Origin of the sequence: Streptomyces sp. NPDC048057 (assembly GCF_040653095.1) — a bacterium.
Taxonomy (GTDB): Bacteria; Actinomycetota; Actinomycetes; order Streptomycetales; family Streptomycetaceae; genus Streptomyces.
In genome coordinates this window covers 14,111-39,390 of record NZ_JBEZNF010000011.1, presented here as the reverse complement: position 1 = coordinate 39,390, position 25,280 = coordinate 14,111, and the positions used below count along the sequence as shown (strand labels likewise).

General features: G+C 73.3%; 21 protein-coding genes and 1 pseudogene. 15 read left to right on the top strand and 7 right to left on the bottom strand.

Annotation, left to right across the window (positions count from 1 at the left end):
- Positions 1–2 precede the first annotated feature (2 nt).
- Genes AB0E05_RS14765 through AB0E05_RS14735 form a run of 7 tightly spaced genes read left to right on the top strand, consistent with a single transcriptional unit; the run spans position 3 to position 7,732 of the window.
- Positions 3–1,028, top strand: coding sequence for an SDR family oxidoreductase (locus tag AB0E05_RS14765; RefSeq protein WP_361963123.1), 1,026 nt, complete (start codon positions 3–5; stop codon positions 1,026–1,028).
- Positions 1,025–2,299, top strand: coding sequence for a DUF4910 domain-containing protein (locus tag AB0E05_RS14760; RefSeq protein WP_361963121.1), 1,275 nt, complete (start codon positions 1,025–1,027; stop codon positions 2,297–2,299). The genes AB0E05_RS14765 and AB0E05_RS14760 overlap by 4 nt, the downstream gene beginning before the upstream one ends.
- Positions 2,300–2,304: 5 nt before the next feature.
- Positions 2,305–3,615 (top strand): hypothetical protein, encoded by a 1,311-nt coding sequence (locus tag AB0E05_RS14755; protein ID WP_361963119.1) that lies wholly within the window; start codon positions 2,305–2,307, stop codon positions 3,613–3,615.
- The gene (locus AB0E05_RS14750; protein WP_361963117.1) at positions 3,612–4,559 is read left to right on the top strand and encodes a glycosyltransferase family 2 protein; all 948 of its coding nucleotides are present in this window, start codon (positions 3,612–3,614) and stop codon (positions 4,557–4,559) included. Before AB0E05_RS14755 ends, AB0E05_RS14750 begins: the two co-directional genes overlap by 4 nt.
- The gene (locus AB0E05_RS14745; protein WP_361963115.1) at positions 4,556–5,791 is read left to right on the top strand and encodes a polysaccharide pyruvyl transferase family protein; all 1,236 of its coding nucleotides are present in this window, start codon (positions 4,556–4,558) and stop codon (positions 5,789–5,791) included. The genes AB0E05_RS14750 and AB0E05_RS14745 overlap by 4 nt, the downstream gene beginning before the upstream one ends.
- Positions 5,788–6,339, top strand: coding sequence for a dTDP-4-dehydrorhamnose 3,5-epimerase (rfbC, locus tag AB0E05_RS14740; RefSeq protein WP_361963113.1), 552 nt, complete (start codon positions 5,788–5,790; stop codon positions 6,337–6,339). The genes AB0E05_RS14745 and rfbC overlap by 4 nt, the downstream gene beginning before the upstream one ends.
- Positions 6,340–6,364: 25 nt before the next feature.
- Positions 6,365–7,732 carry a glutamate-1-semialdehyde 2,1-aminomutase gene (locus tag AB0E05_RS14735; RefSeq protein WP_361963111.1) on the top strand — a complete coding sequence of 456 codons (1,368 nt, stop codon included), beginning with the start codon at positions 6,365–6,367 and terminating at the stop codon, positions 7,730–7,732.
- Between the two features lie 7 nt (positions 7,733–7,739).
- Here AB0E05_RS14735 and AB0E05_RS14730 read toward each other — a convergent pair whose 3' ends face one another.
- Entirely contained in the window at positions 7,740–8,378 is a 639-nt protein-coding gene (locus AB0E05_RS14730; protein ID WP_361963464.1) for a phosphatase PAP2 family protein, read from the bottom strand.
- Between the two features lie 203 nt (positions 8,379–8,581).
- Between AB0E05_RS14730 and AB0E05_RS14725 the strand changes: the two genes are divergently transcribed.
- A complete protein-coding gene (locus AB0E05_RS14725; RefSeq protein WP_361963108.1) occupies positions 8,582–9,295 on the top strand; it encodes a class I SAM-dependent methyltransferase in 714 nt (237 codons plus the stop codon).
- 37 nt (positions 9,296–9,332) lie between these two features.
- Here the strand turns inward: AB0E05_RS14725 and rutA are convergent, their stop codons facing one another.
- Both rutA and gdhA read right to left on the bottom strand, forming a co-directional pair.
- Complete coding sequence (gene rutA, locus AB0E05_RS14720) at positions 9,333–10,415, bottom strand: pyrimidine utilization protein A (protein WP_361963106.1); 1,083 nt, start codon at positions 10,413–10,415, stop codon at positions 9,333–9,335.
- 175 nt (positions 10,416–10,590) lie between these two features.
- Entirely contained in the window at positions 10,591–11,949 is a 1,359-nt protein-coding gene (gdhA, locus tag AB0E05_RS14715; protein ID WP_361963104.1) for an NADP-specific glutamate dehydrogenase, read from the bottom strand.
- Between the two features lie 254 nt (positions 11,950–12,203).
- Here gdhA and AB0E05_RS14710 point away from each other — a divergent pair, with 254 nt between their 5' ends.
- From AB0E05_RS14710 to AB0E05_RS14700, 3 genes and pseudogenes are all read left to right on the top strand, one after another.
- Entirely contained in the window at positions 12,204–12,929 is a 726-nt protein-coding gene (locus AB0E05_RS14710; protein ID WP_361963102.1) for a dienelactone hydrolase family protein, read from the top strand.
- A gap of 58 nt (positions 12,930–12,987) precedes the next feature.
- A pseudogene (locus tag AB0E05_RS14705) lies at positions 12,988–13,353 on the top strand (VOC family protein); the annotation flags it as partial.
- 267 nt (positions 13,354–13,620) lie between these two features.
- On the top strand, positions 13,621–14,934 hold the full coding sequence (locus AB0E05_RS14700; RefSeq protein ID WP_361963100.1) for an NAD(P)-binding domain-containing protein: 1,314 nt from the start codon (positions 13,621–13,623) through the stop codon (positions 14,932–14,934).
- Between the two features lie 54 nt (positions 14,935–14,988).
- Here AB0E05_RS14700 and AB0E05_RS14695 read toward each other — a convergent pair whose 3' ends face one another.
- The 3 genes from AB0E05_RS14695 to AB0E05_RS14685 all read right to left on the bottom strand — a co-directional run bounded on the left by AB0E05_RS14695 (position 14,989) and on the right by AB0E05_RS14685 (position 17,669).
- Complete coding sequence (locus AB0E05_RS14695; RefSeq protein WP_361963098.1) at positions 14,989–16,602, bottom strand: DEAD/DEAH box helicase; 1,614 nt, start codon at positions 16,600–16,602, stop codon at positions 14,989–14,991.
- Positions 16,603–16,691: 89 nt separating this feature from the next.
- On the bottom strand, positions 16,692–16,895 hold the full coding sequence (locus AB0E05_RS14690; protein ID WP_007502648.1) for a cold-shock protein: 204 nt from the start codon (positions 16,893–16,895) through the stop codon (positions 16,692–16,694).
- Positions 16,896–17,117: 222 nt separating this feature from the next.
- The gene (locus AB0E05_RS14685; protein ID WP_361963096.1) at positions 17,118–17,669 is read right to left on the bottom strand and encodes a hypothetical protein; all 552 of its coding nucleotides are present in this window, start codon (positions 17,667–17,669) and stop codon (positions 17,118–17,120) included.
- A gap of 349 nt (positions 17,670–18,018) precedes the next feature.
- Here AB0E05_RS14685 and AB0E05_RS14680 point away from each other — a divergent pair, with 349 nt between their 5' ends.
- Positions 18,019–18,513 carry a DUF1772 domain-containing protein gene (locus tag AB0E05_RS14680; protein ID WP_361963094.1) on the top strand — a complete coding sequence of 165 codons (495 nt, stop codon included), beginning with the start codon at positions 18,019–18,021 and terminating at the stop codon, positions 18,511–18,513.
- An 81-nt stretch (positions 18,514–18,594) separates the two neighbouring features.
- Entirely contained in the window at positions 18,595–19,791 is a 1,197-nt protein-coding gene (locus AB0E05_RS14675; protein ID WP_361963092.1) for a damage-control phosphatase ARMT1 family protein, read from the top strand.
- Positions 19,792–19,866: 75 nt separating this feature from the next.
- On the opposite strand, the gene AB0E05_RS14670 is transcribed toward AB0E05_RS14675, so the two are convergent.
- Positions 19,867–20,616: a trypsin-like serine protease gene (locus AB0E05_RS14670; RefSeq protein WP_361963090.1), complete on the bottom strand. Its 750-nt coding sequence runs from the start codon at positions 20,614–20,616 to the stop codon at positions 19,867–19,869.
- Positions 20,617–20,983: 367 nt separating this feature from the next.
- Between AB0E05_RS14670 and AB0E05_RS14665 the strand changes: the two genes are divergently transcribed.
- Positions 20,984–22,423, top strand: a complete 1,440-nt coding sequence (locus AB0E05_RS14665; RefSeq protein ID WP_361963087.1) for an SWIM zinc finger family protein — start codon at positions 20,984–20,986, stop codon at positions 22,421–22,423.
- Positions 22,420–25,245 carry a DUF6493 family protein gene (locus AB0E05_RS14660; RefSeq protein WP_361963085.1) on the top strand — a complete coding sequence of 942 codons (2,826 nt, stop codon included), beginning with the start codon at positions 22,420–22,422 and terminating at the stop codon, positions 25,243–25,245. Before AB0E05_RS14665 ends, AB0E05_RS14660 begins: the two co-directional genes overlap by 4 nt.
- The last annotated feature ends 35 nt before the right edge of the window (positions 25,246–25,280 follow it).

Below are 25,280 nucleotides of genomic sequence, written 5' to 3'. Positions count from 1 at the left end.
CCTTGCGCGTGCTGCTCACCGGACACCAGGGCTACCTGGGCACCGTGATGGCCCCGGTGCTCACCGCCGCCGGCCACGACGTCGTCGGACTGGACTCCGGACTGTTCGCCGACTGCGTCCTGGGCCCGACGCCCGCGGACCCGCCGGGCCACCGGGTGGACCTGCGCGACGTCACCGCGGAACACGTCGCCGGGGTGGACGCCGTGATCCACCTCGCCGCGCTCTCCAACGACCCGCTGGGAGCGCTGGCGCCGGACCTCACCTACGACATCAACCACCATGCGTCCGTACGACTGGCCCGCATCGCCCGCGACGCCGGAGTGCGGCGCTTCCTGTACGCGTCGACCTGCTCCGTGTACGGCGCCGCCGGCGGTGACGACCTGGTGACCGAGGACGCCCCGCTGCGCCCGGTCACTCCCTACGCGGAGTCCAAGGTGCGGGTGGAGGACGACCTGCACGCCCTGGCCGACGGCGACTTCACCCCGGTGTTCCTGCGCAACGCCACCGCCTTCGGCCACTCGCCCCGGCTGCGCGCCGACATCGTGCTGAACAACCTGGTGGGCCACGCCCTGCTCTCCGGCGAGGTGCTGGTGCTCTCCGACGGCACGCCCTGGCGCCCGCTGGTGCACGCCGTCGACATCGCCCGGGCCTTCGCCGCCGCACTCGACGCACCGCGCGAAGCCGTCCACGACCGGGCGTTCAACATCGGCAGCGAGACCAACAACGTCACCGTCGCCGAGATCGCCGGGCAGGTCGCCGAGGCCGTCGAGGGCTCGCGGGTGGTCATCACCGGGGAGACCGGCGCCGACCCCCGCTCGTACCGGGTCGACTTCGCCCGGTTCCGCGCCGCCGTGCCCGGCTTCGCATGCGAGTGGTCGGTGAAGCGGGGCGCCCTCGAACTCGCCGACGCCTACCGCGAGCACGGGCTGACCCGCGAGGACTTCGAACGCCGTTACACCCGGCTGGCCGTGCTGCGCGCCGCCACCGAAGCGGACACCGTCGACGACACCCTGCGGTGGCGCCGATGACCGGGCTCGGCGAGCAGATGCACGCCCTGGTGGAGCGGCTGTACCCCCTGTGCCGCAGCATCACCGGCGACGGCGTCCGGGCCACCCTGGCGATCGTCGACGAGTACGTACCCCTCCAGGTGCACGAGGTGCCGACCGGGACGCAGGTGCTCGACTGGACGGTGCCCAAGGAGTGGAACATCAAGGACGCGTACGTCGCCGACGCCGCCGGCAACCGGGTCGTCGACTTCGCCGCGTCCAGCCTGCACGTCCTCGGCTACAGCGTCCCCGTGTCGGCGAGGATGCCGCTGGCCGAGCTGCGCGACCACCTGCACACCCTGCCGGACCACCCGACCTGGGTGCCCTACCGCACCAGCTACTACCGGCCGGAGTGGGGGTTCTGCCTGGCGCAGCAGACCCTGGACGCGCTACCGGAGGGCGAGTACGAGGTCCGGATCGACTCCACCCTGGCCGACGGCCACCTCACCTACGCCGAACACGTCGTCCCCGGGCAGGTCCCCGACGAGGTGATCGTCTCCTGCCACGTCTGCCACCCCTCGCTGGCCAACGACAACCTCGCCGGCATCGCGGTGGCGACGTACCTGGCCCGGGAGCTGGCGGAGCGAAAGCCCTGGTACACCTACCGGTTCCTGTTCGCCCCCGGCACCATCGGGGCGATCACCTGGCTCGCCCGCAACGCGGAGCGGATCGACCGCGTCAAGCACGGGCTGGTGCTGGCCTGCGCCGGTGACCGGGGCGCGCTGACGTACAAGCAGAGCCGGCGCGGCGACGCGGAGATCGACCGGGTGCTGCGGTACGTGCTGGCCTCCTCCGAACGCCCGCACCGCATCACCGATTTCACGCCGTACGGCTACGACGAGCGGCAGTTCTGCTCGCCCGGGTTCGACCTCGGCGTGGGCTCGCTCAGCCGCACCCCGTACGCCGGCTACCCCGAGTACCACACCTCGGCCGACGACCCCGGCTTCGTCACGCCGGCGGCGATGGCGGACACCCTCGCCGTCTGCCGCGAGGCGTGCGCCGTGCTCGACCGCAACCGGCGCTACCTCAACCTCAGCCCCTGTGGCGAACCGCAGTTGGGCCGACGCGGGCTGTACGACTCGCTCGGCGGTCGCAGCGACGCCAAGCAGGCCCAGATGGCGATGCTCTGGGTGCTCAACCTCGCCGACGGGGAGCACAGCCTGCTGGACGTCGCCGAGCGGTCCGGGCTGCCGTTCGACACCGTCGCCGGCGCGGCCGACGCCCTGGGCGCCGCCGGGCTGATCAAGGCGTGACGGCGATGACCACCGGGGAGGAGAAGGCGACGACGGAGGCGGCCCGGGCCGAACGCGCCCGGCCCACCGCCAGACGGGCCGTCGCCCGCCGGCTGTCCTGGGGACTGGCCGACCAGGCGGTGTGCAGCATGACCAACTTCGCGGTGGGGATCTACGTGGCCCGCTCGCTCGGGCTGTCCGCGTTCGGCGCGTTCAGCCTGACGTGGGTGACCTACGGCGTGGTGCTCGGCGTCTCCCGCGGGCTGGCCACCGACCCGCTGATGGTGCGCTTCAGCGGGGTGTCGGACGCGTCCTGGCGGGCGGCGGCGGCCCGGGCGACGGGCACCGCGCTGGGCGTCGGTGCCGCCGTCGGCGCGGTGTGCCTCGCCGTCGGGCTGACCCTGGGCGGCGGCGTGGGGCACGCGTTCGCCTGCCTCGGCGTCGTCCTGCCCGGGCTGCTGCTGCAAGACGCCTGGCGGTTCTCGTTCTTCGCCGCCGGCACCGGGCGGAAGGCGTGCGTCAACGACCTCCTGGGGGCCCTCGCGCTCGTCCCCGCCATGGTGCTGGCGGCCCGCGCGGGCAGCGTCGCCGGGTTCGTCCTCGCCTGGGGCACGGCCGCCGCGGTCGCCGCGGCGTACGGCTGCCTCCAGTCCGGCATCCGGCCCCGGGTCACCGAAGCGCGCGCCTGGCTGCGCGCCCACAGAGACCTGGGCTACCGCTACCTGGTCGAGAACGTCGGCGTCAGCGGCGCGGCCCAACTGCGGGCGTACGGCCTCGGCGCGATCGTCGGCGTCAGCGCGGTGGGCGTCATCCGGGGCGCCGAACTCCTCCTCGGCCCCTTCCTCGCCGTGCTGATGGGGCTGTCCCTGGTCACCGTCGCGGAAGCGGCGCGGGTGCTGCGGCAGGCCCCGCACCGACTCGGCACGTTCTGCCTGCTCCTCGGCGGCGGCCAGGCCGTCGGCGCGCTGCTGTGGGGCGCGGCGCTGCTGCCGGTGCCCGACCGCTTCGGCGAGTTGGTGCTCGGCGGAGTGTGGGACGCCGCCTTCGAACTCCTCGTCCCCGCCACCCTCGGCGTCGCCGGCGCCGGACTCGGCGTCGGCGCGGCGGCCGGGCTGCGTGCGCTCGGCGCGGCCCGGCGCAGCCTGCGCTGCCAACTGTTCGCCTCCGCCTGCTACGTCGGCGGCGGCCTCGGCGGAGCGGCCGTCGCCGGCACGGTCGGCTCGGCCTGGGGCGTGGCCGCCGCAACGCTCAGCGGCTCGGCCGTGTGGTGGCTGCACCTGCGGTCCGCCCTGCGCGAGCACCACCACAACACCATCCGTGAAGTGAGGACGTCATGATCGCCCACCCTCGACTGAGCATCGGACTGCCGGTGTACAACGGCGAGGAGTACCTCGCCGAATCCCTCGACGCCCTGCTCGGCCAGACCTACGAGGACTTCGAACTGGTCATCTCCGACAACGCGTCGACCGACGGGACCGAAGCCATCTGCCGCCGGTACGCCGACCGGGACCCCCGCATCCGCTACATCCGACTGCCCCGGAACATCGGCGCCGCGCCCAACCACAACTACGTCTTCACCGAGTGCCGCGGCGAACTGTTCAAATGGGCGTCGCACGACGACCTGTACGCCCGCGACCTGCTGCGGCGCTGCGTCGAGGCGCTCGACGCCCGGCCCGACGTGATCCTCGCCCACACCGACCAGGCCGTCATCGACGCCGACGGCCGGGTGAAGGTCCCCTACCCGTACGGACTCGCCACCGGCTCCCCGCACGCACCGGAGCGCTTCCGCAGCCTGCTGTTCGAGCCCGGCGGCGACGACTTCTACGGGGTGATGCGGGCCGACGTGCTGCGCCGGGTGAAGCCGCACGACAGCTACCACCACGCCGACCGCACCTTCGTCGCCGAGATCACGCTGCACGGACGCTTCCACCAGGTGCCGGAGCTGCTGTACTTCCGCCGCGACCACCCCACCCGCGCCGAGCGGGCGAACCCCTCCAAGCGTTCGCGGTGCGTCAACCTGGACCCGCGCCGCGCCGGCCCGCTGCACCCGACGCCCCGACTGCTCGCCGAGTACGTCTGGGGCTTCGTCGCGGCGATCCGCCGGGCGCCGCTGTCCCCGGACGAGCGGCGCGCGTGCCGCCGCCACCTGGTCGCATGGCTGACCAGCCGGGTCCGTCCGGGCGCCGGCGAGCGCGTCGAGGACCGCACCCCCGTCGACCCGGGCCGGGTCACCGTCTGCGTCGACGCCCTCGTCGCCGGCCGGGAAGGCAGGCGGTCGTGAAGCCGTCGAACGGGGCGGTGCGCGTCGGGGTGTTCGGCCTGCTCGGCTCCGGCAACCTCGGCAACGACGGATCGTTGGAGGCCGTGCTCGGACACCTCGCCGCCGCGCACCCGGAGGCGGTCGTGGACGCCCTGTGCGGCGGACCCGAGGTCGTCACGGCCCGGTACGCGATCCCCGCGACGCGGCTGCACTGGTACCGCGGCGAGTACCGGACCGCGTCGCGCGCGGGCGCGATCGTCGGCAAGGGCCTGGGCAAGTTCGTCGACGTCTTCCGCACCGCCGCCTGGGTGCGCCGGCACGACGTGGTGATCGTGCCCGGCATGGGCGTCCTGGAGGCCACCCTGCCGCTGCGGCCGTGGGGCTTCCCGTACGCGCTGTTCCTGCTCTGCGCCAGCGGCCGGCTGTTCGGCACCAAGGTCGCGCTGGTCAGCGTCGGCGCCGCCGCGATCGGCAGCCGGCCCACCCGGGCCCTGGTGCGCCTCTCGGCGCGGCTGGCCGCGTACCGCTCCTACCGGGACGGCCCGTCCCGCGACGCGATGCGGGCGATGGGCGTGGACACCGCGCGCGACGAGGTGTACCCGGACCTCGCCTTCGCCCTGCCGACCCCGCGGGCGAGCGCCGTCGGTGACCGGCCCGGCCCGGTCTGCGTCGGCGTCATGGCCTTCCACGGCGGCGACGACGACCGCGCCAGGGCCGAGGAGATCCACCGGCGCTACCTGGAGGGCACGACCCGCTTCGTGCGCGCACTGGTCGAGGACGGCCGGCGAGTCCGGCTGCTCACCGGCGACGAGGTCGACGCGTCGGTGGTCGCCGCGATCCTCGACGCGGTGGACTCGCCGCTGGTCACCGCCGCCGAAACGACCTCGCTGGCCGATCTGATGGCGGAGACGGCGGCTGCCGACGCCGTGGTGGCGACCCGCTACCACAACCTGGTGTGCGCGCTGAAGGTCGGCACTCCGACGCTCGCCCTCAGCTACGCGGCGAAGAGCGACGCGCTGATGGCCCAGATGGGGCTGGACGCGTACTGCCACCCCGCCCGCGAGGTCGACGCGGACCGGCTGCTCGCCCAGTTCCGGGCGCTGGAGCAGCGGTCGACCGAACTGCGACACACCCTCGCCGAGCGGAACCTGGCCGTCGCCGGACGCCTGGAGCACCAGTTCACCGCCCTGGCCGCGGCCCTGTTCCCGACGACCGACCCCACCCCCGCACACGCCCTGAGGAAGGCCCCATGAAGGCGACCGAAGTCCCGGCGATCGCCGGCGCGTACCTCTTCGAACCCACGCCGTACGCCGACGAACGCGGCTTCTTCTGCCGCACCTTCGACGCCGACGCGGTCCGCTCGGTCGGCATCGACCCGGACGCCTTCGTCCAGGACAGCGTGTCCCGCTCGGTCCGGGGCGTGCTGCGCGGACTGCACCTGCGCGCCGGCGCCGGCGAGGCGAAGCTGGTGCGGTGCTCGTACGGGAAGGTCTTCGACGTGATCGTGGACCTGCGGCCGCACTCGCCGACCTATCTGGGCCGGGCCTCCTTCGAGCTGTCCGGCGACACACAGGTGACCCTGTACGTCCCGGCGGGGTGCGCCCACGGCTTCCAGGCGCTGACCGAGACCGCCGACGTCGCGTACCGGATCGACCGCCCCCACGACCCGGCCGAGGACGTGACGATCGCCTTCGACGACCCGGAGCTGGCCATCGACTGGCCGCTGCCGGCCACCTCGATGTCCCGGCGGGACCGGGAGGCACCGAGCCTCGCCGACGTCCTGAAGCGGAAGGAGAGCTGAAGAGCCCGTGAAAGAAGGGGAAGAAGTGGCAGAGAGCGAAGAGTTCAGCCTGCCCCGCTCGCGGGCGGCCAACGAACGGCTGCACGCCGTCATCCCCGGGGGCGCGCACACCTACGCCAAGGGCGACGACCAGTACCCCGAGGACCTGGCCCCGGTCATCAGCCACGGCCGCGGCGCCCACGTGTGGGACGTCGACGGCAACCGCTACGTCGAGTACGGCTCCGGTCTGCGTTCGGTCAGCCTCGGCCACGCCCACCCGCGCGTGATCGAGGCGGTGCGCCGGGAACTGGACCGCGGCAGCAACTTCGTGCGGCCCTCCATCGTGGAGGCCGAGGCCGCGGAACTCTTCCTCGCCACCGTGCCGACCGCCGAGATGGTGAAGTTCGCGAAGAACGGCTCCGACGCCACCACCGCCGCGGTGCGCCTGGCCCGTGCCGTCACCGGACGCCCCCGGGTGGCCGTCTGCCGCGACCACCCCTTCTTCTCCGTCGACGACTGGTTCATCGGCACCACGCCGATGTCCGCCGGCATCCCGACCGCGACCACCGACCTGACCGTGGCGTTCCCCTACGGGGATCTGGCCGCCACCGAGGAACTGCTCACCCGCCACCAGGGCGAGGTCGCCTGTCTGATCCTCGAACCCGCCGGCCACACCGAACCCTCCCCTCGCTCTGAACTCCGTTCGAGCGGGGGAGACCCCACTCCCGGCTACCTCGCCGGACTGCGCGAGCTGGCCGACCGGCACGGCTGCGTCCTGGTCTTCGACGAGATGATCACCGGCCTGCGCTGGTCCGAGGCGGGCGCGCAGGGCCTGTACGGCGTCGTCCCCGACCTGTCCACGTTCGGCAAGGCGCTGGGTAACGGGTTCGCCGTCGCCGCGCTGGCCGGCCGCCGCGCACTCATGGAGCGGGGCGGGCTGCGGCACTCCGCCGAGCGGGTGTTCCTGCTGTCCACCACGCACGGCGCGGAGACGCACGCGCTGGCCGCCGCGATGGCCGTGCTCACCACGTACGTCGAGGAGGGGATCACCGCCCAACTGCACGCCATCGGGGAGCGGCTGGCTGTCGGCGTCCGCGAGGCTGCGGCCGGCGCGGGCGTCGGTGACCACGTCGTCGTCCGCGGCCGGGCCAGCAACCTGGTCTTCGCCACCCTCGACGAGAAGCGGCAGCCGTCGCAGCAGTACCGCACCCTGTTCCTGCGCCAACTCCTCGCGGCCGGGGTGCTCGCGCCGTCGTTCGTGGTGAGCAGCGCGCTCGACGACGTCGACGTCGCACGCACCGTCGACGCGGTGGCCCAGGCGTGTGCGGTGTACCGGAAGGCGCTGGACGCCGAAGACCCGACGCCCTGGCTGGGCGGCCGGCCGGTGCAGCCCGTCTTCCGCCGCCTGGTGTGACGCGGCGTCAGGCGGGCTGCCACCGGTCGACCAGCCACGCGGTCGCGGTCACCACCGCCACCGCGGTGCACCAGCCGCCGAGGACGTCCGTCGGGTAGTGCGCCCCCAGCGCGATCTGGGCCCAGCCCATGGCGGCGCCGGCCACCAGCGCCGCGCCGAGCACGAACAGCGCGCCGGCCCCCGGGCCGAGGCCGAGCCGGCCGGCCGCGAGCAGCGCGACCGCGAGGGCGAAGGCGGTGAGGAAGGCGGTGTGCCCGCTCGGATAGGACAGGTTGTCGCCGTGGATGGTGCGCCCTACCAGGGGCTTGAGCAGCGTCGTCGCCCCCACGGTCGCGCCGGTGCCGACCACGACGAGCACCGTTGCGCGGGGCTGCCGCAGCAGCAGACAACCCGCTACGGCGGCGCCGACGAGCACCGCCGCGCCGATCGGCTCGCCCAGGAAGTCGACGGCCAGCGCCACGCGCCGCCACGGCGACCCCGTGCCGTCCACCGCGGGCTGCACCCACGCGTCCACGGCACCGGGCCGGCTGTGACCGGCGTACCAGGCCCCGACCAAGGCGACCACCAGCGCGGCGAGCGCCGCGACCAGGGCGAGCCCGGCACGTAACGAAGGGGGCAGCACCGCGGGTGCCGCCCGGTCGATCACCCGCCCACCGCGTTCCACGGACACCGCTGCCCCTCCCGTAGCACCCGAACTGCCTTGGTACGGCGGCGAATTCGCCGTCCCGCTGCGCGTGCGCGCCCGCGATCCTATGCTGACCCCGAGGGTGGCGACGACCTGGGGGGTCAAGCTTCATGAGTGCAGCGGACAGAGGCACGTCGGCACTGAAGTCCGGGGTCAAACGGCTCATGGGACGTGCCGGATTCGACATCGTACGCAGCACCCACCGGGGCGGTGTGGACGACTTCATCCCGTTCGAGGCCACGATGCGGGCCGCACGGGCCGCCGGGCTGTCGGTCGGCGACCACATCGACCAGGTCATGAACGGCACGCCCGGCGCCACCCAGCACACCATCGACGAACTGCGCGCCCTGGGCGTCTTCGCCGGCGACCCGAAGACGGTGCTGGAGATCGGCCCCGGGTCCGGACGGTACCTGGAGAAGACGCTCAAGGAGTGCTCACCGGCCCGCTACGAGATCTACGAGACGGCCGCGCCCTGGGCCGACTACCTGGTGGAGACGTTCGGCGTGGTCGCCCGACCGACCGAGGGGTCCAGCCTCGCCCCGACGCCGGACGACAGCGTCGACCTCGTCCAGGCCCACAAGGTCTTCAACACCGTGACCTTCCTCTGCGCCGCCCGCTACTTCTTCGAGATGGCGCGCGTCACGCGCCCCGGCGGCCGGATCGTCTTCGACGTCATGACGGAGACCTGCCTGGACCCGGACGCGGTGCGCACCTGGGCGACGAAGGGCGGCACGGGCCACGGCTCCTACCCGGCCGCCCTGCCCCGCAGCACCTGCGTCGACCTCTTCGCCACCCTCGGCTGCACCCTGCAGGGCAGCTTCCTGGCACCCCTGGGCGTCGCCTCGACGGAGGTCCTCGTCTTCGCCAAGGACGCCTGACGGCCCGGGGCGTGCCGCGCACGGTGCGCGCCGCCCTTCAGGGCGTCCCCGCTGCGGCCGTGCGGGACTTCATCAGCGGCTGGATGCGCGTGCCGAAGTCCTCCATGCCGTCGACGAACTCGTCGAAGACGAGAATGACGCCCTTGACGCCGGGGACCGTGGCGATCTGGTCGAGCATGCCCGCGACGGTCGCGTAGGAGCCGACGAGCGTTCCCATGTTGAGGTTCACGGCCCCCTCGGGCAGCGCCACGGTCCGTGCGGTCGAGGAGCCTTCGGACATCCGGTCCGTCGCGGTCTGCGCCGTCAGGTAGCCCAGCGCCGCGAGGTCGGCGTGGTCGTGGTAGTCCTGCCACTTCGCCTGCGCGGCGGCGTCCGTCTCGGCCGCGATGACCATGAAGAGCACGAGCGCACCGACGTCGCGGCCCGTCGCGCGCGCCTGTTCGACGAGCGCGGCGGTGGAAGCGGACAGCGCGAGCGGGGTGTTGACGCCACGGCCCAGGATGAAGTTCGCGTCGGCGTGCTCGGCGGCGAACCTCATCCCCGTACCGCTCTGCCCCGCGGCGAGGACGTCGATGTGCCCGTTCGCCGGGCGCGGCGACAGCACGCAGTCGTCCATCCGGTAGAACTCGCCGGTGAAGTCACTCGTGCCCGCGCCCCACAACTGCCGCAGCACGGTGACGTACTCGGCGGCGCGCGCATAGCGGTTGGCGAAGTGCTCGTCCCCGGGCCACAGCCCCATCTGGGCGTACTCGGCCGGTGCCCAGCCGGTGACGATGTTGACGCCGGCCCGGCCGGGGGCGATCGCGTCGACGGTCACCGCCATCCGGGCGGCGATCGCCGGCGGCAGGGCGAGGACGGGTACGGACGCGTACAGCCTGATCCGCTCCGTCACCGCCGCCAGGGCCGCCGTCAGGGTGAACGACTCCAGACAGTGGTCCCAGAACCCCGTCTCGCCCCCGAAGCCCTTGAACTTGATCATCGACAGGGCGAAGTCCAGTCCGTACTCCTCGGCCCGCTGCACGACGGTCTTGTTCAGTTCGAAGGTCGGCATGTACTGCGGGGAGCTCTTCGAGATGAGCCAGCCGTTGTTGCCGATGGGGAGGAAGACCCCGATCTCCATGCAGCGCTCCTCAGCGCCGGGCGGGCGACCCCGGGGCCGCCCGCTGCCGTCCCCGTGCGGCCATCCTGCCCAAGGCACGCGGCGATGCACAACGACCACCGTCAGCCGTCAGCCGTCAGCCGTCAGCCGTCCGGCAGTCGCGCCCGCGCCACCGCTGCCGGAGTCGCCCGGGACGTCAGATCACGCCCTGCGCCAGCATCGCGTCCGCGACCCGCTCGAAGCCCGCGATGTTGGCGCCCGTCACGTAGTCGCCGGGGGCGCCGTAGCGCTCGGCGGTCTCGTGGCAGGTGGCGTGGATGTCGTTCATGATGTGCGTCAGCTCGTCCTCGACCCGCTGCGCCGACCAGGACGTACGGGCGTGGTTCTGCGCCATCTCCAGCGCGCTGACCGCGACGCCGCCCGCGTTGGCCGCCTTGCCCGGGCCGAAGGCGACGCCCGCCTGCTGGAACAGTTGGACGGCCGTCGGCGTCGTCGGCATGTTCGCGCCCTCGGAGACCGCCTTCACGCCGTTGCGGACCAGCGTGGCCGCGGCCTTCTCGTCCAACTCGTTCTGCGTGGCCGACGGCAGGGCGACGTCGGCGGGGACGTCCCACACGCTCCCGCCGGGCACGAAGCGGGCCGAAGCGCCCCGACGCCCGGCGTACGCGTCGACGCGGCCCCGCTCGACCTCCTTGACCTGCTTGAGCAGCTCCAGATCGATGCCCTTCTCGTCCACGACGTACCCGGAGGAGTCCGAGCAGGTCACCGGGTTGGCGCCGAGGGCGTGCAGCTTCTCGATGGTGTGGACGGCGACGTTGCCGGCGCCCGAGACCACCGCCGTCTGACCCTCCAGGTCCTCACCGCGCTCCAGCAGCATCGCGCCGGCGAACAGCACGTTGCCGTACCCCGTCGCCTCCGGGCGGATCAGCGAGCCGCCCCAACCGCTGCCCTTGCCGGTGAGGACACCGGCCTCCCAGCGGTTGGTGATGCGCCGGTACTGGCCGAAGAGATAGCCGATCTCCCGGCCGCCGACGCCGATGTCACCCGCCGGCACGTCGGTGTGCTCGCCGATGTGCCGGTACAGCTCCGTCATGAAGGACTGACAGAACCGCATGACCTCCGCGTCGCTGCGCCCGTGCGGGTCGAAGTCGCTGCCGCCCTTGCCGCCCCCGATGCCGAGACCGGTCAGCGCGTTCTTGAAGATCTGCTCGAAGCCCAGGAACTTGACGACGCCGAGGTTGACCGACGGATGGAAGCGCAGACCGCCCTTGTACGGCCCCAGGGCGCTGTTGAACTCGACGCGGAAGCCCCGGTTGACCTGCACCCGCCCGCGGTCGTCCTGCCACGGCACCCGGAAGATGACCTGCCGCTCCGGCTCGCACAGCCGCTCGACGAGACCCGCCTCGGCGTACTCGGGACGGGCCGCGAGTACCGGCGCCAGGGTCTCCAGGACCTCGTGGGCGGCCTGGTGGAACTCGGGCTGGGCGGGGTTGCGCCGTTCGATGTCGGCCAGGATGTCGCCGAGGGTGTGCTGCATGTCGGAACGCGTCGTCACGGAATGCCTTTCTGGCGCGGCGGGCACCGGATCCAGCACGCGTGCGACGCGCTCGGGCCCGGCCCATCGGTGAGCGCTCGGCGCCGTTGCCGCACGCGGGGCAAAGTAAGTGTGACGCCCATATAAACACCTTGACCAGTACCCGGGGCGCGGCACCCGCCAGGTGAGACCCGGGCCCACACCGTACGCCCGCCGTCGTCTGCTGGTGGTGAACACCCGCCCGACCAGGCGCGACGGACATTACAGTCCAGCTCATGACGACGGTCACCACGCACAGGGTCGAGTACGAGGCCGACGGCCTCACGATGATCGGGCACCTCGCGCTCCCCGCCGGAGTCGACCGACGGCCCGCGGTCCTGGTCGGGCCCGAAGGGCTGGGGCTCAGCGACGTCGAACGCCGCCGGGCCGACGCCCTGGCCGAGTCGGGGTACGTGGCGCTGGCCTTCGACCTCCACGGCGGGCGCTGTCTGAGCGACCCCGAGGAGATGCTGGCCCGGTGCCTGCCGCTGCTCGCCGACCCCGACCGGATGCGGGGCATCGGCCTCGCGGCGCTCGACGTGCTGCGCGGCGAACCCCGTGTCGACGTGGACCGGATCGCCGCCATCGGGTACGGCACCGGGGGAGCGATCGCGGTGGAACTCGGGCGCCACGGCGTCGACCTGCGCGCCATCGGCACGGTCAACGGACTCACCGTGGGCCGACCGGGAGAGGCGGACCGCATCCGCTGCCCGGTGTGGGCCGGGGTCGGCTCCGAGGACCCGATCATGCCGCCCGCGGTGCGGGCGGCGTTCACCGCCGAGATGCAGGCCGCGGGCGTCGACTGGCGCTTCGTGGTCTACGGGGGAGCCCTGCACGCCTTCCACCACCCACCGGTCGACCACACCGTGCTGCCCGGCGTCGGCCACCACCCCCGGCACGCCCAGCGGGCCTGGCGCGACGTCGTGGACCTGCTCGCCGAGTGCCTGCCCTTGGAGGAGTGACGGCGCCCCCCAAAAAAGGCGGATGAATCCTCGTGCCCGCGGATCTAGCATCGGCGACATGTCGACGAGACTCGTTCAAATTGCCATGAAGGCCGGGGACGACTCCGCGGTCGGCCGGTTCTGGGCGGAGGTGCTCGGCTGGGGTATCGACAGCGAGGCACCAGGCGTGACCAATCTGGAACCCGAAGGCGTTCCCTATCCCGACCCCGGTGCGGTCGTCATCGACATCATGCGCGTCCCCGAAGCCAAGACGGTGAAGAACCGGGTGCACATCGACCTCGCCACCACCTCGCCGGCCCACCAGGCGGAGTTGGTCGAGCGCGTGAAGGCGCTCGGCGCAAGGCCCGTGGACGTGGGCCAGGGCGACGTGCCGTGGACGGTCCTCGCCGACCCGGAGGGCAACGAGTTCTGCGTCCTCACCCCGCTCTGAACCACAACGCCTGCACGTCGAGTCGTCCGCCGGCGCCGGGCGTTCCCCGCTCGGCCCCGGCCGCGAAGGCGCGGTCGGGTTTTCGTCACGCGGCTCCGTGACGTTCGCAGCCCGAGCGGAGTGCAAGAGTGCGACGCCCCAGCCTGAGACGCGGACAACCTGCCGCCGCTGCCGTTGAGTTGACATCAAGCGAACTTCAGCAGGAAGGATCCGAACCGGGTCGACCCCCGGTTGCGTGTCCACTTGGCGAAGGGCTTGATCATGGCAGCAGGCGATTACTCGGAGACCGTCGTCATCGGCGCCGGCCAGCAGGGGTGCGCCGTGGCCGCGTCCCTGCAGGAGCTGGGCCGGGAGTCGATCGTCGTCGAACGGGGGGAGATCGGCCAGTCCTGGGCCCACGAGAGGTGGGACAGCCTGCTCGTCGGCAGCGGCAACCGCTCGGTCCGCCTCCCCGGCTGGGAGTACGACGGGGACGACCCGGACGGCTTCATGCCGGGCCGTGAACTCGCCGACCACCTGCGCCGGTACGCGCAGCAGCGGAAGCTGCGGGTGCTGCGACACACACCGGTCCGCGAGGTCGAGTGCCTCCCGGACGTCGGTGAACGCGACGACGTACGCTTCAGGACCCGTCTGGACGCCGGGGGCGTCATCGAGTCCCGCAACCTCGTCGCCGCCCTCGGCGGCTACGCGGCGCCGCGCGTCCCCCGTCTCGCGTCCGACGTCGACCCGTCCGTCACCCAGGTGCACACGCATGACTACCGCAACCCCGCGGCACTGCCGCCCGGAGCCGTGCTGGTGGTGGGCACCGGGATCAGCGGGCAGCAGATCACCGACGAACTCGTCAGCGCCGGCCGTCGCGTCTTCCTGTCGGTCGGTCGACACCACGCCTGGCCGCACCACCACCGCGGCCGCAGCCTCCACGAGTGGATGTACGCCTTCGCCCTGCACGAGGAGTACGACAGGGCAGCCGCCTTCGAGGGGGAGGGCGCGGACGCCGGCGTGCTGCCGGGCCTCCCCGTGGCGGCGGTGCGGGAAGGCGGCGGCGACCTCAACCTCGGCACCCTGGCCGCGCGGGGAGCCGTGCTCGTCGGCTCCGTGCGCGCGGCCGACGGACCGGTCCTCCAGCTGAAGGACAACGTCGTCGCCGTCGCCGAAGCATCAGCCCGCTCGTACCGCCACATCGTCGACACCATCGACGCCGGCATACGGGAACGCGGCTACCCGGTCCCCGGGCAACGGCCGGCCCCCGGCGTCGACATGGCGCACATCGCCCCGTTCGGGCCCGCGCTCGACCTGGAACGCCACGGCATCACCACCATCGTGTGGTGCACCGGCTTCGGCCCTGACTACCGGATCCTGCCGGCACACGTGCTCGACGGCGACGGGGCGCCCCGCCAGCGCAAGGGCGTCCTCGGCGCGCTCCCCGGCCTGTACTTCGCAGGGCTCCCCGACGGGAACTCGCTTTCGGCGGTGGCCATTGCGGCCAGTGTCACCAACGGGCGGTCCATCGCCCGGCAGATCCACGTCGACCACGTCCTGCGCTCCGGCTCCCAGGCGTCGGTCATCACGCCCTAGGGCCGGGGTCGTTCCGGATCGTGGCGGCCCCGGCCCTGACGGGCCCGCCCGGCGTCAGGCCGTGCGCGGCGGCGTGCCGCCGCCGCGCGATCCGGAGCGGGAAGAAGCCCCGCCACCCGTGGACGGGCGGCGACCGCCGCGCCGACGCCCGGAGTCACGGCCGGCCGAGCCCGCACCGCTCCCGTTGGCCCCGCGGGGCCTCGGCGTACGGGACGAACCGCGCCCGTCGGACGCGGCCGGGGCGTCCGACGACCCGGTGGCGGCACCGGTCGGGCCCCCCGCGCCGCCGCGGCGCCGACGCCCGGAGCGCTTGCCGGGCTCGGTGCCGGCCTTCCGGTTCGGCCGGCCCGCCTTCGGCGGCGTGGGCTGCGGCACCTCGATGGTGACGGCCACGCCGGACGGCTCGCGCGCACCGGTGATCGCCGCCAGTTCCGGGGCGCTGGAGGTGACGCGGGCCGTACGGGGCCGGATGCCGGCGTCCGACATCAGCCGGCTGACGTCCCGCTTCTGGTCCGGCAGGACCAGGGTGACCACGCTGCCCGAGTCACCGGCCCGGGCCGTGCGCCCGCCCCGGTGCAGATAGTCCTTGTGGTCGGTCGGCGGATCGACGTTCACCACGAGGTCGAGGTCGTCGACGTGTATGCCGCGGGCGGCGACGTTCGTCGCCACCAATGCGGTGACCTGGCCGTTCTTGAACTGCTCCAGGGTGCGGTTGCGCTGCGGCTGGGAGCGGCCCCCGTGCAGCGCCGCCGCGCGGACGCCCGCGGCGAGCAGCCGCTTGGCGAGCCGGTCGGCGGACCTCTTGGTGTCCAGGAAGAGGATGACCCGGCCGTCGCGGGCCGCGATGCGCGCCGTGACGGCCTTCTTCTCCGTCTCGTCCTGGATGTGCAGCACGTGGTGCTCCATCGTGGTCACCGCGCCCGCCGACGGGTCCACGGAGTGCACCACGGGGTCGGTCAGGAAGCGCCGCACCAGACGGTCGATGTTGTGGTCCAGGGTGGCGGAGAAGAGCAGGCGCTGCCCGTCCGGCCGCACCTGCTGGACCAGCTTGGTGATCTGCGGGAGGAAGCCCATGTCGGTCATCTGGTCGGCTTCGTCCAGCACGGTGATCCGCACCTCGGACAGGTCGCAGTCCCCGCGGTCCACCAGGTCGTTCAGCCGCCCGGGCGTCGCCACCAGGACCTCGGCGCCCCGGCGCAGCGCCCCGGCCTGCTTGGTGATGGACAGACCCCCGACCGCGGTGGCCAGCCGCAGGCCCACGGCCGTCGCGTACGGGCTCAGCGCGTCCGCCACCTGCTGGGCGAGCTCCCGGGTCGGCACCAGCACGAGGGCGAGGGGCGCCCTGGGCTTCGAGCGCACCCCGGTCGTCCGGGCGAGGAGCGCCAGCCCGAACGCGAGCGTCTTGCCGGACCCGGTCCGGCCGCGGCCCAGCACGTCACGGCCGGCCAGCGAGTTCGGCAGGGTGGCGGCCTGGATGGGGAAGGGGGTGCTCACGCCCTGTGCGGTGAGCGTTTCCAGCAGTTCCGCGGGCATGTCCAGACCGGCGAATTCCGCGACGGCGGGAAGCGCGGGTGTCGTACCCTCCGGCAGCCGGAATTCCTTGGACGGCGATGCGGACGGCCGCGGGGACGAGCTGCGGCGATGGGATTTCGGGGGCCTGACGGACATGCGGTTAAATCTGCCTTCCTGGAAACAGCGCTCACCGGGGTCCGCACCGTGATGGTGCGGACCCCGGTGAGTCGATGAGCGTCCGGCGATCAGGCGGGGACGATGTTCTCCGCCTGCGGACCCTTCTGGCCCTGCGTGACGTCGAAGGAGACCCGCTGGCCCTCCTGGAGCTCACGGAAGCCCTGCGTCGCGATGTTGGAGTAGTGGGCGAAGACGTCGGGGCCGCCGCCGTCCTGCTCGATGAATCCGAAGCCCTTTTCGGAGTTGAACCACTTCACGGTTCCCTGTGCCATGACATTCTCCCTTTGGTAGGCAGAGGCCCCATCCGGAGATGCCGGAAACAAATAATGCGCCTGCAGGAGAGAAATATTCCCGTCAGGCGCACATAGGTTCATGGGTACCAAAACTGCAACTTGAAGATCATAGCACACCGCTCCGGGGCCCCGCGGGTTTCCCTGCGCACCCCGGTGGCGGGATCCGTGCCGCGGGGCGTCGCCGCCCGCCCGAGCGCGGCTTCAGCCGCCGCTGCCGGGCGTGCGGGCGCCGGAGCGGAAGGCTTCGAGGCCGGTGTCGAAGGAGACCGCCGAGCCCACGAAGAGCGCCGTCTCGTCGGGTGCGACGTAGATCTTGCCGCCGCCGCGGACGGCGTGCACCAGGCAGACGCCCAGTCCGCCGGGGAGGTCGACGACGTCCAGCGCAGGGGCGTCGGCGAACCGGGCGAAGAGGGCGCGGCCGACCGCCACCAGCCGGTTCTCGTCGGGGGTGGGGGAGTGCTCCGCTTCGGCGGTGACGATCACGGGCGTCATCGCCCGGATCTTGTCGAAGTTCGGCGTGAACAGGTCCGCGCGGACCGTGCCGGTGCGCTTGTCGATGAAGATCGCGGTGTTGTCCACCCGGCCGTACGCCGCCTGGCCGTCGACGAAGAACTCCCGAGCGCCCCAGGCCGGCAGGTAGTCCGTGGCGTCCTCGTACCACTCGGGTGCGATGTGCAACGCGCCCGCGATCGGCGGCGGGTGCTCGGCGAAGTACGCCACGAGCAGGTTCTTGGCTTGGCCGGGGGTCAGCATGACGCCAATCTCGCACACGCCCGCGACCGACGGCAGGCGTCGACCTCGCTCCGCTCGATGGGTTACGGTCTGCCCGACGGCAGCGATATTCCGAGATGCCCGGGACGAGTACGTCCCCCTTTCCGGCTTCCGAGAGTCCCTGCGCTTTATGCGACAGCTGATGCTCTGGAGGACGGCATGCTCTTTTCCCCGACGGTGGCCCCTTTCCCGGATGCCGTGACACGGCCGGGACACCGCCCCTCCTCCTTCGTCGCCCGGAGCGGTCGACCACGCGGGTGACCCCCGCGTACCGACGGATCCTTCCCCACCTTCACCGCTTCACCACCTCACCCCTTTCCGGAGTTCCGCCATGGGTGCGTTCCGCCTTCTCTCCCTGCTCGTCGCGACGGGGTCGACCGGTCTCGTCGCGGGCATCGTGCTGGCCTATGCCAATTCGGTCATGCCCGGCCTCGCGAAGGCCGACGACCGCACGTTCGTCGACGCCTCGCAGCGCCTGAACACCGCGATCCACAACCCGCTGTTCATGGCGGTGTCGAACGCGGCTCTCCTCTTCACCGCGCTGTCCGCGGGCCTGCACCTGCCCGCGGACCACCGCGACGTGCTGCCGTGGACGGTGGCCGCCCTCGTCCTGTACGCGGTCACGCTCGCGGTCACCCTCGCGGTGAACGTCCCGCTCAACAACGCGCTCATCGCGGCCGGCGACCCCGACGCCATCCCCGACCTGCGCGCCGTCCGCGAACGCTTCGAGGCGCGCTGGAACCGCATGAACGCCCTGCGCACGGTCACCGCCGTCGCGGCCTTCTGCTGTCTGCTCGGGGCGCTCACCGCACGCGCGTCCTCCTGAGCCGGTCCGGGCGGTCCTGCGGTCGGCGTCGTGGTGTGGAGATCATGGGCCCGTGAGAGAGAAGCGAAGGGCTGGGACACCATGACCGACAGGACTCCGCAGGTCCCCGGTGGCGCCGTCGGTGCGCCCGTCGTCCTGGGCAACGAGCCCGGCTCGTTCGCCCGGGGCGTGCTGGCCGAGCGCCACCCCGCCCTGATCCAGCAGGTCCGCGACGCCTTCCCGTACGGCCGCCGACAGCAGGACGCCCTCGACGCCCTGCTCACCGAGACCGCCGAAGGCGTCGTCCAGCCGCTGGCTGCCGAGGAGCACGACGCCGAGCGCTGGACGCAGTGGGGGCGGGGCCGCTTCGGGCGGTCGTGGTACGACGCGCCGTTCCTCTGGTCCGAGAGCTACTTCTACCGCAGGCTGCTCGGCGCGGTCGGGTACTTCGGCGCCGGGGCCTGGCGGGGGATCGACCCCTTCGCGCCGTTCAAGCAGACCGAGCTGCGCGGCGAAGCGGTGGCCGAGGAGCTACGGGCCCTGGACGCGCTCGTCGACGCGCCGGCCGACGAGCGGGCCGCGGCCCTGCTCGGCGCGTCGCTCTGGGGCAACCGTGCGGACCTCGGCTTCCTGGTCTCGGCGGGGGAGCGGGCCGTCGACGACGCCGCCTCCGCGCTGGTCGCCGACGACGGTGCCCTGCTGTGGCGGCTCCTGCCGGCCGGCGCCGGCGCGAGTGTCGCCGTGGTGGCCGACAACGCGGGGCGCGAGCTCATCCCCGACCTCGTCCTCATCGACCACCTCCTCCACCACCGGCACGCGGCGCGGGTCGTGCTCCACGTCAAGCCGTATCCGTACTACGTCTCCGACGCGATGACGGCCGACGTCGTCGACTGTCTGCGACGCCTGCGCCAGGCGCCCGGTGAGGCTGCCCGGATCGGTGACCGGCTGTGGCGCGCCATGGCGGCGGGCGGCCTGGAGGTCCGCACCCACCCGTTCTTCTGTGCCCCGCTGCCGTATGAGGAGATGCCCGACGACCTGCGCGGGGAGTTCACGGGCGGCGCTCTCACGCTCCTGAAGGGGGACCTCAACTACCGACGGCTGGTGGGCGACCGGCTGTGGGACGCGACGACGCCGTTCGCCGAGCGCACCGCCCACTTTCCGGGGGTCGTCGCCGCGCTGCGGACGCTGAAGTCCGACGTCGTCGTCGGCCTGGAGCAGGAGCGGCTGGACTCCCTCGAAGCCTCCGGCGCCGCGTGGCGCACGAGCGGGACGCACGCGCTGATCCAGGTGCGGCCGTAGCAGTGCCACGGCGGGTGGGGCCCGGCCCAGGCGCCTGGGCCGGGCCCCACCTTCGGGCGTGAGGCCGGGGTTCGCTCAGACGCCGGCGATCGACTGGACCCAGGAGCGGTACGCGGTCACGTTCGTGTACGCCGTCATGGTCTGCCGGTCGCTGGTGGAGGCGACGCCGACCTGGATGCCGTTGGCCATCATCGGACCGCCCGAGTCGCCGCCCGCGGTGATGCCGTCGCCGCGGCGGGCACAGATCGCGGAGCCGTTGTACGCGTCGCGGCAGCCGCCGGTCACGACGACGTTGGCGACCTTCAGGTAGCGGGACTGGCAGTTGATCTCGGAGCCGCACTGGGACGTGGCGCCCCAGCCGTACACCTGCACCGTCTGGTTCACCGAGACCGAGCCGGGCTGCCCGAGGCGGGCGTAGGTCGCCGAGACGGAGCGGTCGAGCTTGACCAGGGAGAGGTCGGACGAGGCGTGGTTGTAGACGCCGGACGCGTTGGCCACGGTGCCGCCGCTGCTCTGGTCGAGGCTGCCGATGCGGAACGACAGGCCGCCGCCGGTGACGCAGTGCTTCGCGGTGAGGATCCAGGTGGGCGCGATGATCGTGGCGCTGCACGTCTGCCGGCCGTTGGAGAACAGCCGGGCCGCCCAGGGGGCGTCGCTCGCGTAGCCGCCGCCGATGATCGGCAGGGCCTTGGTGCCGACGTCTCCGCTCGGCGCGCTCTTCGTGGCCGGCGCCGGCTCGGGCGACTGGGCCGCGGCGGTGGGGGCGAGGGCGACTACGGAGAGCGCGGCGGTCGCGAGCGCGGGTATGAGTCGGGTGATACGCACGTGGTCTTCTCCATCGTGTGGGGGTGGAGCCCTGCTGGGGTGCGCAGGAGGGGGCGGACGCAGCAAGGGGTACTTGTTGCGTCCATGACACATGTGGCTGCGGAGAATCTGGCAGACGCGGCACCGTCGGCACAAGGGGCCGACGCCGGAGACTTCGGCGACGGGGCCGGCCGGCTCCTCGCCGGTCGGCCGCGAACGGCCGAACACCTTGAGCGCCAACGTCCCCGACGCCGCCCGTACGGATGTCGCCGGCCAGCGCCCCACCACCGGAGCGCATGCCTCCGTAACTCGGGCGCACCCCGCCCGACCTGCGAAGTTTCCTACGGGCCTGGGCCGTTGTCAGTGGTGGGTCCTACGGTCTGGCCCCATGACGCGAACAACGCAGGCGCTCGCCTACGCCCGTTCCTCCGCCCTGGAGTCCCGGGCGGACGGCAGCCTCCTCGGCCTGGAGACCTCCGGAGGGCTCACCCCGACCGGCGCCGAGGCCCACCCCACCTTCTTCTCCGGCTTCCTGGCCGCACCGCAGGCCGCGGCCCGCGCCCTGCTGGCCGTCGCCGACGTGGCCGCCGCGCGCTACACCGACCCCACGCCGCGGCCGCTGCTCGACCCGGTGGTGACGGGCAACGGCGACCGCCTGCGGTTCGAGTCCTTCTCCGGCTGCTGCGGGGTGTACGCCCGGCTCGACGTGCTGAGCGACGGGCTCGACGGGGCGGAGACCGGACACGGCACCACCAACGTGGACGTGAACAATCCGCTGCGGGAGGCGCTTTCCCGGATGACCGGGGACAGCCCGATGCACCTGCGGGTGGGCCCGGACGAGTTGGCGGTCACCACCGAGGACGGGTCCGTCGTGGAGAAGAAGGTCCCGCTGCCGGACCGCTGGCTGCGCGGGTTCGCCGAGGCACAGGTCGCCACCGCCGGCTTCGACCTGCGCGCGGAGCTGACCGGCCTGGAAGCGGTGCGCTTCCTGCGCACCCTGCCCCGGACGACCGGCCGCGCCTCGCGGAACGCGACCTGGATGGTCCCCACGGGCCGTACCCTGCGCCCGACCACCCGGCCCACCGACGGCGCGGTCCGGCTCCCCGGCCCCGAGCGGCTGACCGCGCTGCACCGGGTGCTGCGGCACGCCACCGCCCTGCGGGTGTACGCCCCGGCCGGCACCGGCCACGACCGCACCCCGTCCGCCTGGGAGGTGGAGCTGCCCGGCATGCGGCTGACGCTGACCCTGTCGCCGGACACCGCCCGCGGCTTCTCCGGCGAGGGCGGGGTCCTGGAGGCGCTCGCGACGGAGGAGGCCGCCGGGGACGCCGAGTTGATCTCGGTGCTGCTGGCCTGGGAGCCGACGATCGACCCGACGGAGCTGGCGGAGCGCTCCGGACTGCCGGTCGGGCGGGTCCGGGCGGCACTGGTGCGCCTCGGCACCGCGGGCCGGGTGGGGTACGACGTCGCGGACGCCGCCTACTTCCACCGCGAGCTGCCCTATGACGCCCGCCGCACGGAGAAGCACAACCCCCGACTGGTGAACGCCCGCGAGCTGGTGGCGGCCGGGGCGGTGCGCCTCGGCGCCGGCAGCGAGCCGGCCTCGGTGGTCTCCGGCGACCGGACCTACCGGGTCGGCGAGCGCGCCGGACGGCTGTGGTGCACCTGCGCCTGGTGGGCGGAGCACCAGGGCGGACGGGGGCCCTGCAAGCACGCGCTGGCCGTCCGCATGGTCCGGCGCGGCGCCACCGCGTCACCGGACGCCGCACCCGGCGCCACCGCGTCCACCGGCGCGCTCGGCATCGAGACGGCGGGAGGCGCCAGATGAACGAGGTGATGGACGCCGTACGCGGCCACCAACTGCAAGAGCTGGTGAAGCGGCTCGCCCCGCTCACGCCCGCCGAACGCAAGGAACTGCTGCACGAACTCAAGTCCCTGCGCAACGAACAGCGCAACAGCGACTGGGAGGACTGGGAGGCGTGGAAGAAGCGCGGGAAGATCAGCATGGCGCTGCTGGTCGCGGGCGCCGCCTGCCACACCGGCGCCGCCGCCGCTGCCGCCTGGATCGGCGCCCGTGACCTGCGGCTGCCCCGCGGCCCGGCCCAGATGCCGGTGCTGCCGCCGCTGGTGCAGGTGCTCTCCGAGCGGGACCCCGCCTGGCTCGCGGACCTGGCCCACCGACTGGCGGCCCGCACCTCCACCGGCGAGGAGGACTACGCCCTGATCCGGGAGCTGGTGGACGTCGCCGGCTGTCCGGTGCCCACCAGCGACGGCTACGTCCGCGGCTGGGCCCGCCATCTGACGGAGCGCCGACTGCTGATGCGCGGCATCCTCCAGGAGCCGCAGGTCTCCACCCTGGTGGGCCGGTTGTTCGAGCTGCCCGAGATACCGGTGGACGTGCTGGACTTCGCCGAGCCCGACAAGCCGCACCACTGGCCGCAGGCGCTGGCCCGACTCGCCGAGTGCGGTGCGATGGCCCGACCCGAGCTGGTGGACCACTGCGTCGCCCGACTGCTGCGTGGCGGCCGGCCGCAGGACCTGCGGTTCGCCCTCGCCGTGTTGAAGCAGCTCGCCCTCACCCCCGAAGAGGAGGCCGCCCGGATCCCCGACTGGATGGGCATGGCCGCCGACGGCGTCCCCCAGGTCGCCGCCCACGCCCAGGGCGTGCTCGGCCGCCTCGCGCTCGACGGCCGGCTCCCGGACGCCACCTTGGCCGAGGCGTGCGAGTCCGTGTTCTTCCGGCCCGAGAAGAAGCTCGTACGCGACCAGCTCATCCTGCTGGGCAAGGTGCTGACGGCCCGGGCGCGCGCCAAGGACCAGGACGCCGTCGGCACCCTCCTGCACTCGGTCGGCGGGGCGTTCGGCCACGCGGACGCCGCCGCGCAGGAGCGGGCCCTGAAGCTGGTGGCCCGTCACCTGCCCGCCGTCGACACGGCGACCCGGCTGGCGCTCGCGGAATCCGCGCTGCTCCTCGGCACCGTGCACCGACGGACCGCGGCGGAGCTGCTCGGCACGCCGCTCGCCGACGAGTCCACGGCGTACGAGGCGGAGACACTGCCCGCCGCCCCCGTCCGCCGGCGCGCCCAGGCACCCGCATCCTCCGTGCCCGAGCTGATCTCCGAGCTGGTGGCGGCCGTCGCCACGCAGCCGACCGCCGTCGCCTTCGAGCGGGCCCTGGACGGACTGGTCCGACTGGCGTACCAGGATCGGCAGCCGCTCGTCACGGCCGTGCGCGAGAGCTTCGAGGACGCGTGGTGGTTCAGCAACCCCGGCCACGGCAACCCCCTCCCGTACGGAGTGACCGGGCTGCGGGAAGTGCTTGCCGCGGGCGTCGGGACCATCGCGCTGGAGACGGTCCGCAAGGTCCACGCCCAGAGCACCGCCTCCGACGTCTGCCCCGTCAACGGCATGGGCGCCGTTCTGCGCGGACGGCTCGCCGAGGTGGCCTGGCGGCTGCGCACCGACCCGCTGCCGCTGCTGCTCGCCACCCCGACCTGGGAGACCGGGGCGCTCGACGCCGAGGTGCTGGTGGAGCGCCTGCGGGAGTACCAGCGCCTCGGCGTGCGGCCCGAACCCGTGGACTTCACCCAGGCGCTGCTGCGCGTCGCGCCGGCCAGCGGTGGACCGGCGGCGCAGGAAGCCGCGCTCCTCGGGACCGACGAGGGCGACCGGCTCGCGACCTGGCTGGACGACACCTGGCCGGAGCTGGTCGCCCTGCAACGGCCCGAAGGCGATCCCGACGGCGCGAAGAAGCCCAGGGAGCCGGTCTGGCCCGACGGCCAGCCCCCGACGTCGACGCTGCTGGAGCAGACCGCGCGCGGCGCCCGCGCCCTGGCGGACCGCACCCGGGACCTGCTGAAGGCCCGACGGCTGCTGCCCTCACACGCTCGCTGGCTGAGCAGGCCGGTCGACACCGGCCATCTGCACTCGTACCGCTGTCCGGACGGCCAGCACGACTTCACCCAGCTCACCCCGGGCTGGGTGGCGACCCTGCCGCACCACCGCGACGCGGTCGCCGCGTGGGTGCTGGCGCTGCTGGACCACCTCTGCACCCGGGGCGCCGGGCGCTGGGAGTGGCGCGGTCTGATGGGCTCCCTGCCGCTGCTCGCCGAAGGGGAGGGCGAGGGCGTGGCCGGCCCGCCGCTGCACCGGGCGGTGGTGACCGCTCTGGGCGCGCCCGACCAGGAGGTGCGGCTGGCCGCGGTCGACACCCTGCTGACGCTCGCCGCGCGCCGGCAGCTCGACCCGGAGCTGCTGGGCCGGCTCGTCGGCGAACGGGTCGTCAGCGGTGAACTCAAGCCCAACCGGCTCGCGGACGCCGCCCGCACCGCCGCGGCCACCGGCGCGCACGAGACGACGTGGGCCGTCCTGGCGGCGGCGCTGCCGGCGCTGCTGCCGGCCCGACCGCCCGTGCGGGCCCTCGGGGAGCTGCTGGAAGTGGCGGCCGACTGCGCGGAACGCTGCGCCCCCAGCCGAGGCGAGGGGGACGGCGCGGAGCCCGGAGCCGCGGACCGTACGGCACAGAAGGACGCGCAGAAGGACGGGGACCTGGCCACCGGGCTCGCCGACGTGGCGGCCCAGGGCGGTTCGTCGGCGCGGGTCACCCAGGCGGCACGGCTGCTGGCCGCGGTGCGTCAGCTCGCCGGCTGACCGCGCAGCGGAGGGCAGAGGGCCGGGGAATCACC